Source organism: Nitrospirota bacterium, from assembly GCA_016219645.1.
Lineage (GTDB): Bacteria > Nitrospirota > Nitrospiria > Nitrospirales > Nitrospiraceae > Palsa-1315.
This window is the reverse complement of record JACRLR010000067.1, coordinates 26,271-45,072: the sequence shown is the minus strand read 5'-3', so window position 1 is coordinate 45,072 and position 18,802 is coordinate 26,271. Positions and strand designations below refer to the sequence as shown.

Genomic DNA, 18,802 nt, shown 5'->3' with positions numbered 1-18,802 from the left:
GGGGCGCATGTGTTGGTGGTCCATACGGGTCATTGACTTTTCAGCAGTCTCTTCCATTATCATCACCGCCGCTTCGCCCGTCAACCGGGCAGCACAAGAGGGAGAACTGCCAGTTTGCAGCGCTGATGACACTGGTTCTCAGTTTCGGTGGCGGAGGGAAAGAAAGGGAAGGGGGCATGAGCCGGGAAATACTCATTGCTTGAGGCAATGGGACTATCCTGCTTCGCGGTAGCCACACTCCTCACTGCGGCATTGAACGCTGCGGCCGACTTGTTTGCTGACTTTTTCAATGAGGAACGGGGCGCTGCAGGTCGGGCAGGCCTTGTTGATCGGGCGATCCCACAGGGCATACTCACAGGCAGGATATTTACTGCACGCAAAGAACGAGCGCCCCTTTCTCGTACGTTTCTGAACGAGGTCTCCGCCACAGCCTGGTTGAGGACACTTCACACCCAATGCGAGCGGCTTGGTGGTCTTGCACTCCGGATAGGCGGAGCAGGCGATAAACTTGCCAAACCTCCCGGTCTTGACCACCATCGGACTGCTGCATTTCTCGCACTTCTCATCTGTCGTTAACTCGACTTTGGGGACGATTTTAATGGTGCCATCCTCGAGCTTTTCAAAATTCTGCGTATTCTTGCAGGGGGGTTTGTCCTTGTACGCGGGGCAGGCGAGAAACTTACCGTTTCGCCCCCATTTGATCTCCATCATCCTGCCGCACTTCTCGCAGGGAATATCCGTCGGCGGCTCCACCGTGTCCTTGGGGCCAGGGATCATCTTCGCCTTTTGAAGATCCGTAGAGAAGGTTCCGTAAAACCCACGCACCGCCGTGACCCACGGCTTGCCGCCTTCTTCGACTTCGTCCAACTCCTCCTCCATGTGCGAGGTGAAGTCGACGTTGATCAGGTCTGGGAATCCCTTCATGAGAAAATCGTTCACGGTTCGCCCTGTTTCGGTGGGGCCGAACCGTCCGTCGACCTTTTCGGCATATTTTCGATCTTGAATCGTCGAAATAATACTCGCATAGGTGGATGGCCGACCGATGCCCTTTTCTTCCAATTCCTTGATCAACAACGCTTCGTTATACCGGGGCGGAGGCTGAGTAAAGTGTTGTTTCGACAGCACACCGGGAACGGTCTGCCCCTCCTGGGATACGAGCCGAAGGTGTTCTCCCTCGCTCAGCAGAGGCAACTGGCGTTCGGACTCGTCTTCGACCTCCTGCTGATTCTTTTGCCTCTGCGAGAAGAGCTCCTTGTCGATCCCCTCCATATAGACAATCGTATGGCCAGGGAACTTCACCACGGTGCCGGTCGATCGGAACAGAAATTCCCCAGTCGTCATCACCGGGCTCGACTCCACGCGAGTCACATCGAGAATCGCGGGAACCATTTGCGACGCAATAAACCGATTCCAGATCAACTGGTACAACCTATGGACGTCCGGCTCTAGGTACTGCCTGATCGACTCCGGGTCGCGCGCCGCCGATGTGGGGCGGATCGCTTCGTGCGCTTCTTGCGCTGCCTTCTGAGTCTTATACACGTTCGGCGTGGCAGGCAAGTACTCCGACCCAAACCGATCCTGGATCACCTGGCGCGCTTCGGCCATCGCCTCGCTCGAAATACGCGGAGAATCCGTTCTCATGTATGTAATGAGACCAGTTGGACCTTCCGCCCCAATCTCAATCCCTTCGTACAGTTTCTGCGCAAGCGTCATCGTTTTCTTCGAGGAAAAATGTAATTTCCGCGCAGCCTCTTGTTGGAGTCGACTGGTGATGAAGGGCGCGACAGGATTCCGTTTCTTTTCTTTTCGCTCAATCGAACCGACAACGAAGTCTTTTCCTTGAATGGACTCGACAATGCGCCGCGCATCGGTTTCCGTTGCAATCGAGGCATCCTGTCCGTTGATACTGTACAATTTAGCTTCGAACGGAGGAGGATTGGTTCCTGACAGGACCACCGCAATCGACCAATACTCTTCTGCACGAAACGCCTCTCGTTCTTGTTCGCGCTCACAAATCAATCGCATCGCCACAGATTGGACCCGGCCCATGCTGAGTCCGCGACGCACCTTGGCCCAAAGAAGCTGGCTCCCTTGGTATCCCACAATCCGATCAAGCACCCGGCGAGCCTGCTGCGCGTTCACCAGCTTCATGTCAACCTGCCCAGGCGATTGCAGTGCACGTTTGATGGCCGATTCCGTGATTTCGTTGAAGAGTACCCGAAAGACCTTGCCCTCTGTTCGTTTTCTGGACTTGGATTTGGGTTTGCCGACCAACTCCTGCTCGAGATGCCAGGCAATAGCTTCGCCTTCTCGGTCAGGGTCCGGCGCGAGAAACACCTTGTCAACCTGTTCCGCCTTCTTTTTAATCTCCGCCAATACCTTCGATTTCCCCTTGATCGTCACATACTGCGGCTCAAAATCGTGTTCCAAGTCAACTCCAAGCTTGCTCGTTGGTAGATCCTTGATATGGCCGACTGAGGCCATGACGGAATAACCCCGCCCAAGATACTTGCTAATGGTCCGTGCTTTAGTCGGGGATTCGACAATAATGAGTGCTTTGGCCATGAAGACTCCGGTTCGCTACGAAAGTTTGCCTCTCATCCGTATCAAATAAAAATCATCTGTGCAACTGTTCAATGATTACGCCCGAAGATAACGTTGACCTGGGAGCTGTTTGACCCGCTGTCGAAGCTCCAGAGATAAGAGCGAAGCCATCACGTTGGAGGCCGGCAATTTCGTGGTGACGCATACGTCGTCTACTGTGAGCGGGTTATACGATAAGACATCATACACCCGCTGTTCCTCTCCGCCCAGCTGATCGCCGAATACCTTCTTCTCTCGAGAAGGCTGCAGCCGTAGGCGCAATGACTGTTCCAGTTGCGGAAGGATCGTGTCGATGACATCCTGCGCCCGTTCGATCAAGGCCGCACCTTCTTTGAGCAGTGCGTTCGTTCCACGACTCGTATCTTCCTTCACAAACCCCGGGACCGCAAAAACCTCTCGCCCTTGCTCAGCGGCGAATCTTGCGGTAATCAACGATCCGCTGTTGATGGCCGCTTCTGTCACGATCACACCCAGGGACAATCCGCTGATAATGCGATTCCGACGAGGAAAGTGATGGCTGCGAGGCGGCTCACCCATCGGTGTCTCAGACACAATCGCCCCCCGCTCTTCGATCTGTTTGCGTAACCGTTCATGTTCCGGCGGATACGTCTGATCGATCCCACAGCCCAGCACTGCGATCGTGCGCCCTTGCGCAGCGAGAGCACCTCGATGAGCTGCTGCATCAATCCCACGCGCAAGCCCACTGACCACCGTCATGCCAGCTTCCGCCAGGTCGTGGCTCAACTCTTCAGTCATGGCACGTCCGGATGCCGTCGCGCGCCGTGCACCTACGATAGCCATCGCCAGCTCATCCTCCTCAGTCAACGTGCCTGTGATATACAGGAGCGGTGGAGGGTCCGCAACCATCTTCAGTCGCATGGGATAGTTGGCGGCCAACAGGTTCCGGACTTCAACACGCCTACGCTCAATCGCGTTAAGTTGCGACTCGATGTTCCGCTGGGCGGAACTATCCGGCCCACGTCGTATGGCATCTGCCAGCTGCGGGCTACACCCAGCCTGAACCAACTCATCACGGGAGGCATTCAAAACAATCTCCGGAGAGCGCCAGACGCGAACCAACCGAAGGACCATCACATCCCCCACTCCATCGATCGCCCGCAGACGAAGCCAAGACTCTAACGCCGCCTGGGTCATACGATGGTCCGGAGGAGAACCTACGGCCTCGCAGGAAGAATCCGCACGTACAGACTTGATAAAAGGCTGCATAGGACTAATCGCACGAAACCAAACCTCTAGAGAACAGCCAGATCGTACTGTTCCAGATGCAGATGCTCGTCCGGCATGACAATGATCTTCGCGGCACACTCTCGCTCTACGGCCTCAAGACCTTGGCGCTCTTCATCTTGCAACAGCCCAGCCACCGTGGGATGGGCGCCGATGACGATCCGCTGCGGTTCAGGGCTGCTTCCGATCCGGCGGACATCGCGGAATATCTCATAGGCTACCGTGGTCGGAGACTTCGTATAGCCTCGCCCTTCACAATAGTGACAGGGCTCGGAGAGCGAACGCAGAAGATCTTCTCTCACCCGTTCACGAGAAATCTCGATCAACCCAAGGTCAGAGATTCTGGACACTCTGGTACGCGCCTTATCGCTTGACATCGCATCGAGCAACGCGTGATACACTTTGTCACGATTCTTCTCACGCTCCATGTCAATGAAATCCACAATGATGATTCCGCCGATCCCGCGCAGTTTCATCTGATACGCGACTTCTTTCGCCGCCTCCAGATTGTTCCGGAGAATGGTCTCTTCCTGATCTCGCTTCCCTACAAACCGTCCGGTGTTGACATCGATGACAGTCATCGCCTCCGTATGATCAATCACGAGATGCCCGCCGGACTTGAGCCAGACCTTGCGACTGAGGGCTCGCGCCATTTCCTGCTCGACCCCCAAATGATCGAAGAGACTTTCATCCTTGTCGTACAAGTGAATGCGTGACGTTTGCTCCGGCGAGAATCGCTCCACGAAATCTCGGACCGCTTGGTATTCCTCACGCGAGTCAATCCATAACCGATCAACTTTTTTCCCAAAGAGATCGCGCACGACACGAAAACTCAAACTCAAATCCGCATGGAGTAACGCTGGCGACCCCTTCTGTTCACGTTTCGCCAGAATGTCCTGCCAAAGGACGTGCAAGAAATCGACATCGGACTTTAGCTCATCTTCCTTGACCCCTTCACTCACTGTCCGAACGATATATCCGCAACCTGGGTGCCGCACTCGTTTCATAATGTCCTTGAGTCGCGCCCGCTCCTCGTCACGGGCGATGCGGCGTGACACACCAATATGTTCTACGTTGGGCATGAACACAAGATACCGACCTGGGAGCGATACATAGGTGGTGACCCGCGAGCCTTTCGTGCCGATAGGCCCTTTGGAAATCTGCACCATCAGCTCTTGTCCTTCGCTCAACAACTGTTCGATCGGCTTGGAGCTTTGGCGCCGAGGGCCCAGCATATCCCCGTCTTTATCTGCATCCTTGTCTTCTTCGTCCGCATCGACGAGCGTGTCTCCCGGCTCGGCATCCAATGATAAATCCGACACATGCATGAAAGCCGCCTTCGGAAGACCGATATCCACGAATGCGGCCTGCATGCCAGGCAACACTTTCGCCACTTTTCCCTTATATATGTTGCCGACGAAGTCCTTATGCTTTGCACGGTCCCCAAAGAGATCCGTCACGACTCCGCCATCCAACACCGCAACGCGAGTTTCCTCTGGTGCGACTGTAATCGCTATTTCTATTCCCATACCGACTCCTTCCGTTCAGTAGAACCGTCGTACTGATGCGTGGAGCGAACGCGGGGAATCCCCAGGTTCCTACCTCCACTCGGCTGTTCGTCAGCCCGACGATCCGCACAATAAATATCAACCTCTTGCCACGACCCCGACTCTTTCGAGACCGTGCGATCAACTTTTCATTAGAAGAAACTCAATCGACGGCGCTTGATATTCAAGAGCAGGCCGAGCGACGCCATGGTCATAATCGTCGCACTCCCTCCGTAACTCATGAGCGGCAGAGGGATCCCCACGATCGGGAACATACCGACTGTCATGCCAATATTGATTACTATGCAAAAGCACAACATGCAAATGATTCCGACCGCCAACAATGCCCCGAGCTGATCCTTCGCTCGCGCTACAATTTCCAATGAGAGCCAGATCAATGCGACAAACAATGTCAAGAGGACCAGCACACCGAGAAATCCCCACTCTTCTGCAAATACCGAAAACACAAAGTCGGTATGCCCTTCTGGCAAAAATTTCAATTGGCTTTGCGTCCCGCCGTACAGCCCCTTCCCCATTAACTCTCCCGCCCCAATCGCAATCTTCGATTGGAGAGCATGGTATCCCTTACCCCCTGGATCGTATACCGGATCGACAAAGGTCATAATGCGCTGCCGCTGATAATCATGCAATGACCCCCACATCAGCTCCCAGGCGAAGGGGAACAGCATCAGCGAAAACAGAAGAATGACACCTATCGCCTTTGACCGCATACCCACCATCAGCAACATCGCCGCATACACCGCCATAAAGCTCAAGCCGCTTCCAAGATCCGGCTGCTTGAGGATCAGCAACAGCCCTGGCAACACCAACAACCCCGGAAGTACCACTCGTTGGAGCCATCCAACCCGCGGCGCCTCTGAATAGTAGTGCGCCAGGGTCAGAATGAGGACCAGCTTTGCGAATTCCGATGGCTGGAAGGCAAATGGTCCCATCGGGATCCACCGCTGCGCGCCCCGGCTGCTTCTGCCTTCAAACAGCACGACGGCTAGTAAGATGAGGATGATAGCATAGGCAGGATACGCTAACCGTGCGATGCGATGATAGTCCGAAAGCCACATGACGAGAAATGCGACCGTACCGAGCACAATCCATACGAGCTGTTTAGCGTAAAACGGGAACGCGACTCCTTGGTCATGCGTCACGCTATAAATCGACAGGACGCCGACCCCCAGGATGGCAAAGATCAGTCCGATAAAACGAAAATCGAAATTGTCGAAGCCACGGCTATTAATCGCCCGATCGATCATCTCGTTCCCTTCCTCCGGTATCCGCTTTCCGTGTAACCGCGCCATCCGTCACGCCGGAAGGAGCAGGGTGATCCAATCTCACATATGTCTCGATCAGCTCTTTGGCGAGCGGCGCTGATGCCGACCCTCCGTGGCCCATATGCTCGCCAAGCACTGCCACGGCGATGGTGGGTGCTTCAACCGGAGCGAATGCGACAAACCAGGCATGATCTCGGAACTTCTTTGGAATATCCTTCTCTGGGCCTGTACGCAAGGCTGCCACCTGAGCCGTACCGGTCTTTCCCGCGATCGTCACCAGCGACGACTTTGCCCGTGTGGCCGTTCCCTCTGTGACCACTCCGGCCAGTGCCTCTTTAATCAACGGTATGATTCCAGGCCTCAACTGTACCGTACGTTTGGGAGCCGCGACCCTTTGTTGTAGCTCTCCGGTCGCTCGATCCAACACTGCCCGAACTAATCGAGGACGGAATGTAACGCCATCGTTGGCAATGGTGCCGATCAAACTCGCCATCTGCAGCGGGGTCACATTCACATAACCCTGTCCGATTGATGCTGAAATCGTTTCGCCTGGCAGCCAGGGTTCGTTCTTGGCTTTCCGTTTCCAGGCCTCGGAGGGCACGATCCCAACCCGTTCAGACGGTAGCTCAATACCCGTCTCTTCTCCCAGCCCAAACTGATGCGCAAAAGAGGCCATCGTCTCGATCCCCATCCGCTGGCCTACTGTGTAGAAGTAGACATCGCACGAGTGCACAAGCGCGTGTCTGAGGTCCACAGAGCCATGCCCCCCTGCTTTCCAGTCATGATACAAGCGGCGACCAAATTGATACCCTCCATTGCAGAAAATAGATGTCGATGGTGTCACGGTCTTGGTTTCCAACGCAGCAGCGGCCATCATGACCTTGAAGACCGAACCAGGCGGGTACTGCCCTTGTGACGCTCGGTTGTTCAAGGGGCGCCCCTCGTCTTGCACGATCTCGGTCCATTGTTTCGGTGTAAGCTCCCGAGAGAGAATATTCGAATCGAAGCCTGGGCGGCTGGCCATGGCAAGCACGTCACCAGTCCTCGGATCGAGGGCGACAATCGCGCCAGATTCCTCCCCTAATAAACTTTCAGCCGCTTTTTGCAGACGCACATCGATCGTGAGATACAGGTTGTCCCCGGCATGGGGCTGTTCGACAACCACGGTTTGTTTCTCATGGCCTACCGCATCAACTTCCACGCTTTTCTGCCCGGCCTGCCCACGTAAGAGCCGATCGAAAAACTTCTCCACGCCGTATTGCCCGACAATGCTCCCCTGGTGCAGGTCGGCAAATTCAGGTTTTTCCAACTGCTCGGACGACACTTCTCCGACATAACCCAAGAGATGCGAAGCCGTCACTCCGCCAGGATAATTCCGTTGCGATTCGACTTGCACCATGACTCCGGGCAAGTCCAGGCGGTGAGACTCGATCAACGTCGCCTCTCGAAGGGTTAAACGACCTTTCACCTTGCGCGGCAGTTGCTTACTGCCGCGAGCCGTGAGCTTGGTCCTGATGAGCGCCGGATCTAACCCCAAGAGATTACTGAGCTGCTCTATGAGCAGGTCGCGATCTTTGACATCCTCAAGCGAGACATAGAGTGTGAAGCTTGGGACGTTATTCGCCAACAAGACCCCATTGCGATCGTAGATGAGCCCTCGAGCCGGCTCGATGATGACAGAACGTGTGCGATTATTCTCGGAGAGATCGCGGTAGTAAGGCCCCTCTCGAATCTGCAAGTGCCACAGCCGCAGCCCCAGTAACGCCACGACGAGCAACAAGCCGATACGGAGAATGACTAACCGGCGCTGGAGCTCCCCAAGTTCAGAATCATGCAGACCAGCTGTTGCCATGTGTCACAATCAACGTTCCACCACGCCCATCACAGACCTGTTATTCGGTCCTCAGGCGGATGACATCAAACCGCTGAGAGAGAATCCAATAGAGCGCCCCTCCCACTACTCCGTCAAAACAGGCTTGTGGGAAGACGATCGACTCGATCATCCACCACATCTGTGACCCGTCGAAATGCTGGAAATTCAAGGCGGCAAACGCCCCGCTCACCAACGACACCAGCAACAGCCCCAGCCCCAAGGAGAGAGATGTCATCTGAGAGACCTGCCGCCCCAGAAATCCTGCCAGGAGGCCGGCGCCTCCGTTCGTGAGAAGGCTTAACCAGAGCTCCCCGGCGGAGAACAGACTCAAGACCCATCCGATCGCAAGCCCTACGAGAAGCCCTTCCAGCTCTCCGGCAAAAAGCCCGACAAGCACGGCAGCCACAAGCCCCATATCCGGCTTGACGTTCCACACACTGAGATGTGGCAGCAACGTTGTCTGCAGTGGAACGAGCAGCAGCACGAGGATCAGGTAGATAACAGATTTCACGGTGATGGTTTTCCGGGCAGATCCGCACCCGCTCCAGCCTTCGTGGACTGCCCATATGAAGTCTGAATCACCAACACTTCCTCCACACGACCGATATCAACCTCCGGCATGAGTTCAGCAGACTGGAAGAGGGCGCCTTCCTGCTTATCGATGCGCGTGATCGTGCCGATTACGAGCCCGCGAGGGAAATCTCCAACAAGGCCCGAGGTCACAACGCGATCGCCGTCTCGGACCGTCGACAACAACGGAATATACTTCATCTGGGCTAACCCTTGTTGCGTCCCTTCCACTACGCCTTCGTCTCTTGTCCGCTGAATAAGACCCGCAATAGCGTTGCTCGGATCGGTCACCAAGAGCACCACCGATGATGCCCCTGTCGTTTTTACGACCCGTCCGACAACACCGGCAGGCGTGACCACTCCCATGTCCGGCTTGATCCCGTCACCCTCTCCCTTATTGAGAATGATGGCTCGATAGCGGTTCGTCGCGTCACGCCCGATGACTTGAGCTGCGACCATCGTGGGGAGCGCCTGCTCCTTAAATTGCAGCAAGGCTGTCAATCGCTCTGTTGCGGCAACCGACTCACGCAATTGGCTCTGTTGCCCGCGTAACCATTCAATTTCTTTCCGCAGCTGCTGGTTCTCCTCCCGAACCCCTTGCAACGCCACATACTGCTCCCAGCGATCAGCAATCCCAGCATCAATGAAGGCGATGGCTTCGAGTGGAATGCGCACGACGTATCCAACTGGCCCATCCAGGTACTGAAGGAGTCCTTGGACTTGACTGGGAAGCAGAAAAAGAGCCACCAACAGGAGAGCGAAGCAGACAATCGCCAGGCGTCTGGCACCGTAGGGAGAGCGAGAATGAGCCATCCACATAAAGGGAGTTAAGGAGGAACTTTATCGGTAGGTATTGGCTTGAGACATGACCGACACCTTGGCGAGCAGATCCAACTCATCGAGGATTTTCCCGACCCCCAAGACTACGGAAGTCAGGGGATCATCCACGGTGATGATCGGCAGATTCGTCTCCTCCCGAAAACGCGTATCCATGCCCTTCAGCAAAGATCCCCCGCCCGTGAGTACGACGCCACGATCGATAATGTCGCCCGCCAACTCTGGCGGGGTATTCTCCAATGCCACTTTAATCGCATTGACGATTGTCCCGATCGGTTCCTGCAGCGCCTCCCGAACTTCCGCGTCATCCACCACCAACGTGCGGGGAATACCGGAAATCAAGTCGCGCCCCTTGATCATCATGGTCTTGCGCTCCTCAAACGGATAGGCAGAGCCGATTTCGAATTTGATACGCTCCGCCATATGTTCCCCGATGAGGAGGTTATACTTCTTCTTGATGTAATTCATGATCGCATCGTCCATGCGATCACCCGCCACCTTGACGGACTCGCTATAGACAATTCCGCCGAGCGAAATAACAGCGATGTCGGTCGTGCCACCGCCGATATCGACCACCATGTTACCGGATGGCTCGGTGATCGGAAGACCGGCACCAATGGCTGCGGCCACTGGTTCTTCGATCAAATACACTTCGCGTGCGCCGGCTAACTCAGCCGAGTCTCGGACTGCCCGCTGCTCCACCTGCGTGATGCGTGACGGCACGCCGATGATGATGCGGGGACGCACAAACGCGCTACGGTTGTGCGCTTTTTGAATGAACCGCTTCAACATCTGCTCTGCCATTTCAAAGTCAGCAATCACCCCTTCTTTCATCGGCCGTACCGCAATGATATTACCCGGTGTACGCCCCAACATTCGCTTTGCTTCTGTGCCGACTGCGAGCACTCGTTCCGTCTTTTTCTCGACCGCCACGACCGAAGGTTCGTTAAGCACGATCCCCTTCCCGTGCACATATACAAGGGTTGACGCCGTCCCAAGGTCAATGGCTAGGTCGTTTGAGAACCATCCGAAGATGTCACTCCCAATGCCCACGAATGCTCTCCCTCCCCTCAAGACACGGACAGCACAATTAGTCAGATAATGCCAGCCGACCCGCGTCCAACACCTGAGTGCCGGCTACTTCATCACCAAGACGTCGCCCCTGTTCGTTTCCAAGAATCAACACCGCTTCAAACGCAATGATCGCCACCGACACAAGCCACCCCACATAGGGAATCGCGAAGGCTACGTGAGCGACCGCAAAGGGCAGATTGCGAATAATGGATTCCCGAAATCCTGCTGCTACACGCCGATCCGGAAGCACCGTCTCGAGACCAATCAATCGCTTACCAATACTACGCCCACCGGCAAACCCATCAGCAACCAGTATATACGCCAATCCTCCGAGGAAACCTACGGGCATGATCAATTGGCTGGCTGCCACGACGATGAATAGATCGATGAGTTTGGCAATACCACGGTTCAGGACCTGTGCCTTGGGATAAATCCCCGCACCTACTGAGTGAGTCCCGCTGACCTCCTCCGCCAAGGGATCTCCTTACAATTGGTAGCAAAGTATACCAAATCGGATCATCTAGCACAAACAAAGACCATTCTTCTGCAGATCAATCATTGCGAGTGGTCGATCTCTGCTTTACGAACAGACGATCTCACTTGACCATACGATCACCTCGCGGAAGAACTGGCATCTCTTGCCTTTGCCCAAATCCATGAGTAGAATCCGGCTAGGAACTTTCCGAGGAGTGGTTATGCTCAAACTTATCCGTGAGGGGTCCCATAGCTATCCGTGGCTCCTCAAATCCGTCATGGGAATCATCGCCCTGGCCTTCGTTATCACCATGGGATGGTGGGGGTTTGGTGAACAGCGCGGCACCGTCGTTGCCTCAGTTGGAGATCTCACCGTCTCCCACGAGGAATTCCGACGCGCCTATGAGAATACCTATCGCTTCTATAAAGATAAAGTCCCTGGAGAGTTCAAGGACGAAACGATCAAACAATTAGTCGTGGATCAGCTCGTTGATAATCGGACTTGGCTCATTGCGGCAAAGAACATGGGCCTCACCGTCGACAGCGACGATCTGCGTGAAGTCATCATGCAAATACCGGATTTTCAAAAAAATGGCACGTTCGATCCTGAGATCTATAAACGGCTCCTGGCAGCAAATCATCTCACGCCCGCGACATTCGAGGCAATGGAGGCGAAAGAAGTGCTGAGCAACAAGGCCCGGATGATCATTCGCGACGCCGTGGTCCTTACCCCTGCCGAGCTTGCCGAAGCACAAGCCCTCACGCTACGGCAAACTGAGTCAGATCCTGCAAAGGCTGCCGCAGCAAGAGACCTTGCCGTGCAAGACGTCCTCTTTCAAAAGCAGCAACGTGCTCTGACGGCGTACGCTGCATCGCTCAAAACCACCATCCCTATCAAGATCAACCGAGAATTGTTGTAATACCCTCGTCAACAGTCGTCACGTCATCAAGTCATAACTTCTCGGATGATCTTCGACGGGAGTCCGGCTTGAGGACTTACTGACTGTGTCAGAGAATCAACATCGCATCACCATAGCTGTAGAATCGATACCGCTCACGAACCGCCTCTGCATAGGCCTGCCGAAGAAATTCAGTCCCCGCCAATACGGAAACCAGCATGAGCAATGTCGTCCGTGGCAAGTGAAAATTCGTGAGGAGGGCATCAACCGCCCTAAACTGGAACCCTGGTGTCACGAACAACTCCGTCTCTCCCCGATAAGGCCGTATCTGGCCGTCAGCTTGAGCTGCGGTTTCGAGTGCGCGCACAACCGTGGTCCCGACAGCAATGATCCGTCTCCCCCCTGCTTGTGCCTGCTCGATAGCACGAACCGCCTCTGATCCAATCTCGACCCACTCTGCGCCCATCCGATGGTCTTCGATCTGATTGACCGTCACCGGCCTGAACGTCCCCGTACCAACATGGAGCGTGACGGTTGTGAGACGTACCCCTCGTTGTTGCAGTCGTGCCAATAGTGAGGGTGTAAAATGGAGCCCTGCGGTCGGGGCAGCAATGGCGCCCTCATGTTGCGCGAACAGGGTTTGGTACCATTCTCGATCCTGGTCGGTCGGTGCACGTTTCAAGTAGGGAGGAAGCGGCATTTGACCATGTTGTCGCATCCATTCACTCAACGGAGTCGGACTCTCAACCCGAACCGTCGTTCGTGATACACCACGTTCGACTACCACGGCAACAGCCTTCGCACCCATTTCAATAATTTGCCCTGGATGCAACGTCCCCTTTATCAGCACTTCCCATATCTCATCGCCAAGATTCTTCACAAAGAGGATTTCGACCTCCGTACCAGAAGGGCGCTTCCTCCCGGCCACACGCGCGGCCAACACCTTCGTATCATTGACCACGAGGAGATCGCCGGGCTGAAGAAGCTCACCCAACTCGCCGATGTGGCGATGGGCGAACGAGCTCTCGCGCGGTCGCAGAACGAGCAGCCTGGCCTGATCGCGCGGGAGACAGGGGTAAGCGGCAATCAGCGAAGGGTCGAATGGAAAATCGAATTCGGACAGCTGCATTACGAGGACGGCGGGGTAGGAGGTCGGACCAGTGTCAGGGATTGCAGTTCGGTGCCGGGATAATAGTACTGCAGAATCGTGGAAAATGAATACCCTAATTCAGCCAGCTCCTTCGCTCCCCACTGGCACATCCCGACGGCGTGACCTGCGCCAAAGCCGGAAAGCACCAGATCTTGGCCGATAAATTCGATGGCAAACTGTGTGCTGGGAATGATGGTGTAACCAACTGCTTTCCGCAACTCTTCTCCGCGGAGAACCAACTCTCCACCAGAGTGGACGACACGCAGCGTCGCCACACGTCCCCCGCGGCTGAAGGACAGAGGTGCGATCGTTGCTATCGTCCCCACCGAAAATCCCTGCTGTCGCAAACTTTCCTCGAGCGTATCGATTTTGAACGAGGACTTCCATCGATAATAGGGAGAGGCAAGATCGAAGGGACATTCAACACCCTTGAGATAGGGGTACTCTTTCGACCACACATTCATAGCATCTTCCGTCAGGCCTGCGGCTGTCGATGAGAAGGCTGCGTAGATCGGCGCATTCTGATAGGTGACGACCAGCCCACGGGTCTCTTCGACCGCGCGCAGGATCCCCCCATCAATCCCCTGCTTTCCACGATAGACTTGATCCTGCACCGTCGCCGCCACATCGTACTCCCGCGTAGCACTCAACATTTTCTGGTAGAGCGCATAGGTCCGTGCGGCGACCGCCTGCGCTTTCAACATTTCCTGGTGCCAGGTTGAACTCACCTCTGCGGGAACCACCCCCTTGACGTACTCTTCAAGATCCACCCGATTGATGACTAAAAACCCCTTGCCTCTTCGCACGAGCTGGACAAGACCGCTCAGCGAAATCTCCGTGCTGGAGTCGCCTGTTGACATCCCCACTCCATTGGTCTTACGGGCAAGTCGTGGGAAGGTCAGCACGAGGCCTTGCTCTCCGCCATGTAATGTCAGTTGTTCCGTCTGTATCCGGAGGCCCTTTAGCAGAAACCCCGCTCCGTCGGCCACAACCTGGACTGGGGCTCGCAGAACCTGATCACGACCCTTTGCATCCGTCACCCACAAGGAACCATTGGCTTGAATATCTAGCCTGGGCACATCGGCCGCTAACAGAACACGGATCGATTCAGCCGCCTCGGCCCCGCAGGACAGGCTGAGAAGACACACCCCCGTCACGACGGTTCGATACAGTACACCCTTCAGTTGTTTCACCGTCGAAAGATCCATGTTATGAGACAGAGTACCAGACTCAGGATGACGCTGAGGAGTAGGCTCGTGACGATGGGAAACGAAAAGCTGAAATTATCTCGTCGGATCGAGATGTCGCCGGGGAGCTTGCCGAACCATCCCAGCATACTCCCAACTCCTGGTATACGGTCTGCCACCAACATCAACAGGCCGGCGAGTACCACACAAGCCCCGACTCCGATGAATATTTTCCCTAGAATTCCCCACTCAGTCATCAGCCTTTGGCCAGGTGTTCTGCGATCTGCACCGCATTCAGCGCGGCCCCTTTGCGAAGATTGTCTGATACCACCCAGAGGTTCAGACCATTGGTAATCGATTCGTCTTCTCTAATGCGACCGATGTAAACATCATCCTTCCCGGTCGCATCCAGCGGCATCGGATAGAGTTTCTTGCTTGGATCATCGTACACGATCACGCCAGGCATCGCTGCCAACGCCGCGCGGGCTTCATTCGGCTTGAGCGGCCGTTCTAATTCAACATTGATCGCCTCAGAGTGGCAACGCAGCACCGGAACCCGTACCGTCGTCGCCGTCACACGCAGCGTCGGGGCTTCAAGGATCTTCCTTGTCTCCTTGGCGATTTTCACTTCCTCAGAACAATCCCCATCATTGTTGAAGGAGCCGATGTGCGGCAAGAGATTGAAAGCGATCTGGTAAGGATATACTTCGGCCTTCGCATCACGAAATGCCAACAGATCTTTCGTTTGGGTCATGAGTTCATCCATCGCTGCGGCACCGGTTCCAGACACGGACTGAAACGTCGTGACGACAACACGTTTCACCCCCACAACATCCTGCAACGGCTTAAGCGCCATGACGAGCGGGGTTGTCGTACAGTTGGGAATCGAGACGATTCCGCGAGGCATTGCTCTCAGCGCATGAGCATTCACCTCCGGCACCACTAGTGGAACATCGGCCTCCATGCGAAAGACCCCGCTATCGTCAATCACCACGACACCGGCCGCTCCAAGCCGACGGCCATATTCGCGGCTGATGTCGTCGGTCGCAGAAATAAATGCAATGTCGACACCGGCAAACGAGACTTCAGGCGTCAGCTCCTCCACTTTCCATTCCCTGTCCTGACAAGTCAACACTTCGCCGGCCGAACGTTTCGAAGCGAATAGTCGAAGGACGGTCAATGGAAACTTCCTCTCTTCAAGAATCTCGAGCGTTTCTTTTCCGACCGCCCCAGTCGCACCGACGATCGCGACGGCATATCCTGGTTTCTTTTTCAACATGAGCTTCGACCCTACCTAGAGTACGATTTCACGAATGCGATGATTAAAAGTATCGGCCACGAGCACATGCCCAGCGCGATCCATCACGATGCCAAACGGATAACTCAAGCCGGCCTCGAGGGCCGCGCCTCCATCGCCTCCGTAGCGCGCCACACCAATCCCTGCAACGCGCTCAATACGCCCAGTGATTCGATCCCATCGTCTCACCAGATGGTTGTCCGAATCTGTGACGTACAGATTCCCCTCCTCATCCAACGTAATCCCCGATGGCCGGGAGAGGCTAGTACTGGGTGATTCGTCCGACCCCTGGTATCGATACTCACCGCCGTCACCAGCCACAGTTCGTATGAGACCGGTCTCGGGATCAATAACTCGAATCCTTCCGTTAAAACTATCGGCAATATACAACGTGCCATCTGGCGCAAGGTCTAGGCCACTAGGACCGGCTAGACCGGTTTCTGTCGCTGCCATACCATCTCCATTATACTCAGCTATCCCGGTGCCTGCGACCGTTTTGATCACTCCGGTGGTTAAATCCAGCTCCCTCACCCGGTTGTTATTTTGGTCGGCAATATAGAGGACGCCCTCCTCGCTCACTGCCAAGGCAGCCGGTTCATTCAACCCCGCTTCCACGGCCAACCCTCCATCACCTGAGCATCGGGGTTGCCCCAGGCCTGCGACTGTCGTGATCACCCCTGTCACCGCATCCACACGTCGCACCCGATGGTTCAGCGTATCAGCAATGTAGAGATGTCCTGCCCGATCGATCGCGAGCGCGGTTGGAAAATTCAAGAGGGCTTGATCAGCAGGCCCGCCATCTCCGCTGAAACGTTTGGCCAGCGCCGTACCGGTCACAACATAACGAACGGTCCCGCTCAAGTCGGCCTGTTGGGTAAAGGCATGATCATGACCTTTGCCATTGTCAGCAAAAGGATCGTCATCCTCCCCCTCAGCCACCAGAACAAGCGAGCCGTGCTTCGCTCCCGATTCAACCCCCTGTGCGCGTCCCGCGACCGTCTTGATACATCGAGTCTTCCTGTCGATCCTCCGAACAACGTGGTTCTCGGAGTCAGCGATGAAGAAGTTCCCCTCTGCATCGAGGGTGAGCCCCTTCGGCTCATTCAGACAAGCGACGAGAGCCAAGGCCCCATCACCGGACCACCCAGGCTCTCCGGTACCGACAACGGTCTGGATGAATCCTGTTTTGAGATCCGTGCCCATTCGTCTCAACAATCCTGGCTAGTTCAGGTTTCGCAAAATAGCCTCACTCATTTCTGTCGTCGTGACAAGACGAGTACCGGGGCTATGAATATCTTTTGTGCGATAGCCGAGATCGAGAGTTTTCACGATGGCCTGCTCAACAGCTGCTGCTTCTTTATCCAACTTAAACGCGTACGACAACATCATGGCCGCCGAAGCAATCGTTGCAATGGGATTCGCCATGTTCTTCCCGGCAATGTCCGGCGCGCTTCCGTGGATCGGCTCGAAGAGCCCAACCTGTGCGCCAATACTGGCAGACGGCAACATGCCGATGGACCCCGTCAGCATCGCAGCTTCATCGCTCAGGATATCTCCGAAAATATTATTGCACAGCATCACGTCGAACTGCCGAGGATTGCGGACCAGTTGCATTGCCGCATTGTCGACATAGATATGGCTCAGCTCCACATCCGGATAGCTTTTGTGCGTCTCGATGACCACGCGGCGCCAGAGTTCTGAGGACTCCAGCACGTTCGCTTTGTCAACAGACATCACCTTTTTCCGGCGCTTTCTCGCCGCATCAAACGCGACTTTCGCAATGCGCTGAATTTCTTCGGTGGTATAGACCTCGGTATTGATACCCCGCTCGCTCCCGTTCGCCAGCTTCTCAATTCCTTTGGGCTTCCCGAAATAGATGCCGCCGGTCAGTTCACGAATGACGAGGATGTCGATCCCCTCAATCACCTCGCGTTTCAACGTGGAGGCATCAGCCAACATCGGATACAACTTCGCCGGACGTAAGTTCGCGTAGAGGCCCAGATGCTCGCGCAATCCCAACAGCGCGCGTTCTGGACGCAAGTTATAGTCCAGCCCTTCCCATTTAGGGCCGCCGACTGCACCAAGCAAAACGGCATCGCTCTGTTTAGCCAAGGTCAGCGTCTCCTGTGGGAGCGGGACACCGACTGTGTCGATAGCCTGTCCGCCGACAGGACCGAACAGAAACTCGAACCCGTGCTGGAATTTTTCGGCCACAGCCTTCAACACTTTCACAGCTTCAGGGACGATCTCTCGACCCACTCCATCACCGGCTAATACGGCAATCTTCGCCTTCACAGATCACCCTCCATCCTTGTCAGACATGGCCATCCCAGTCTCTACTCAAGTACTTCCTCATCCTCCGGCTTCCAAGCGGGATCGACCAGGCAGAGAAACTCGATAGCGGCGGGACCACTATTCTCCAGAGACTGCTTACCGCCAGGCGGCACATAGATAACGGAGCCTGGTTCAACCAACACGACCGAGTCTTCTACGGTCATTCGTCCCCGGCCGGCAATAATGTAGTAGACCTCTGAAGACCTCAGCCTGTGCCATTTCGACCGGCCGCCGGGGGCTAGTGTCCCATGAGCCAGACTATATCGAAGCGCAAGCGGTTGTTTCGCCGGATGCAGAAGCTCTCGCAGAACTGTATGGTCTCCCGCCAGAAACTCCCTTCGATCTGCCAAGGTAACATGAACCACGGCATACCTCACAACCAACGGCACTATTGAGGGCCTGAGCTGTGAACTTACCGTGGTCAC

17 protein-coding genes are annotated in these 18,802 nt (G+C 55.4%); 1 reads left to right on the top strand and 16 read right to left on the bottom strand.

What is annotated here, in order from left to right; translation table 11 throughout:
* Nucleotides 1-213 precede the first annotated feature (213 nt).
* The 9 genes from topA to HZB34_17135 all read right to left on the bottom strand — a co-directional run bounded on the left by topA (nt 214) and on the right by HZB34_17135 (nt 11,511).
* Complete coding sequence (gene topA, locus HZB34_17175; GenBank protein ID MBI5317694.1) at nt 214-2,565, bottom strand: type I DNA topoisomerase; 2,352 nt, start codon at nt 2,563-2,565, stop codon at nt 214-216.
* A 75-nt stretch (nt 2,566-2,640) separates the two neighbouring features.
* A complete protein-coding gene (gene dprA / locus HZB34_17170) occupies nt 2,641-3,759 on the bottom strand; it encodes a DNA-protecting protein DprA (GenBank protein MBI5317693.1) in 1,119 nt (372 codons plus the stop codon).
* A gap of 98 nt (nt 3,760-3,857) precedes the next feature.
* Entirely contained in the window at nt 3,858-5,378 is a 1,521-nt protein-coding gene (locus HZB34_17165; protein ID MBI5317692.1) for an Rne/Rng family ribonuclease, read from the bottom strand.
* A gap of 170 nt (nt 5,379-5,548) precedes the next feature.
* Complete coding sequence (rodA, locus tag HZB34_17160; protein ID MBI5317691.1) at nt 5,549-6,709, bottom strand: rod shape-determining protein RodA; 1,161 nt, start codon at nt 6,707-6,709, stop codon at nt 5,549-5,551.
* Entirely contained in the window at nt 6,645-8,534 is a 1,890-nt protein-coding gene (gene mrdA / locus HZB34_17155) for a penicillin-binding protein 2 (GenBank protein ID MBI5317690.1), read from the bottom strand. Before mrdA ends, rodA begins: the two co-directional genes overlap by 65 nt.
* Before the next feature lie 40 nt (nt 8,535-8,574).
* The gene (locus tag HZB34_17150) at nt 8,575-9,066 is read right to left on the bottom strand and encodes a hypothetical protein (protein ID MBI5317689.1); all 492 of its coding nucleotides are present in this window, start codon (nt 9,064-9,066) and stop codon (nt 8,575-8,577) included.
* Complete coding sequence (gene mreC, locus HZB34_17145; protein ID MBI5317688.1) at nt 9,063-9,938, bottom strand: rod shape-determining protein MreC; 876 nt, start codon at nt 9,936-9,938, stop codon at nt 9,063-9,065. The genes HZB34_17150 and mreC overlap by 4 nt, the downstream gene beginning before the upstream one ends.
* Before the next feature lie 27 nt (nt 9,939-9,965).
* Complete coding sequence (locus HZB34_17140) at nt 9,966-10,997, bottom strand: rod shape-determining protein (protein MBI5317687.1); 1,032 nt, start codon at nt 10,995-10,997, stop codon at nt 9,966-9,968.
* 55 nt (nt 10,998-11,052) lie between these two features.
* A complete protein-coding gene (locus HZB34_17135) occupies nt 11,053-11,511 on the bottom strand; it encodes an RDD family protein (GenBank protein ID MBI5317686.1) in 459 nt (152 codons plus the stop codon).
* Between the two features lie 220 nt (nt 11,512-11,731).
* Between HZB34_17135 and HZB34_17130 the strand changes: the two genes are divergently transcribed.
* Nucleotides 11,732-12,430, top strand: a complete 699-nt coding sequence (locus HZB34_17130) for a SurA N-terminal domain-containing protein (GenBank protein ID MBI5317685.1) — start codon at nt 11,732-11,734, stop codon at nt 12,428-12,430.
* An 88-nt stretch (nt 12,431-12,518) separates the two neighbouring features.
* Here HZB34_17130 and queA read toward each other — a convergent pair whose 3' ends face one another.
* The 7 genes from queA to HZB34_17095 are packed head-to-tail and all read right to left on the bottom strand — an operon-like array spanning nt 12,519 to nt 18,742.
* Nucleotides 12,519-13,538, bottom strand: a complete 1,020-nt coding sequence (gene queA, locus HZB34_17125) for a tRNA preQ1(34) S-adenosylmethionine ribosyltransferase-isomerase QueA (GenBank protein MBI5317684.1) — start codon at nt 13,536-13,538, stop codon at nt 12,519-12,521.
* Entirely contained in the window at nt 13,538-14,752 is a 1,215-nt protein-coding gene (locus HZB34_17120; GenBank protein MBI5317683.1) for a SpoIID/LytB domain-containing protein, read from the bottom strand. The genes queA and HZB34_17120 overlap by 1 nt, the downstream gene beginning before the upstream one ends.
* Nucleotides 14,749-15,003, bottom strand: coding sequence for a DUF2905 domain-containing protein (locus tag HZB34_17115; GenBank protein ID MBI5317682.1), 255 nt, complete (start codon nt 15,001-15,003; stop codon nt 14,749-14,751). The genes HZB34_17120 and HZB34_17115 overlap by 4 nt, the downstream gene beginning before the upstream one ends.
* A complete protein-coding gene (locus tag HZB34_17110) occupies nt 15,003-16,025 on the bottom strand; it encodes an aspartate-semialdehyde dehydrogenase (protein ID MBI5317681.1) in 1,023 nt (340 codons plus the stop codon). The genes HZB34_17115 and HZB34_17110 overlap by 1 nt, the downstream gene beginning before the upstream one ends.
* Nucleotides 16,026-16,040: 15 nt before the next feature.
* Nucleotides 16,041-17,246, bottom strand: a complete 1,206-nt coding sequence (locus HZB34_17105) for an SMP-30/gluconolactonase/LRE family protein (GenBank protein ID MBI5317680.1) — start codon at nt 17,244-17,246, stop codon at nt 16,041-16,043.
* Between the two features lie 18 nt (nt 17,247-17,264).
* Entirely contained in the window at nt 17,265-18,338 is a 1,074-nt protein-coding gene (gene leuB / locus HZB34_17100) for a 3-isopropylmalate dehydrogenase (protein ID MBI5317679.1), read from the bottom strand.
* 41 nt (nt 18,339-18,379) lie between these two features.
* Nucleotides 18,380-18,742, bottom strand: coding sequence for a cupin domain-containing protein (locus HZB34_17095; GenBank protein MBI5317678.1), 363 nt, complete (start codon nt 18,740-18,742; stop codon nt 18,380-18,382).
* Nucleotides 18,743-18,802: the final 60 nt, after the last annotated feature.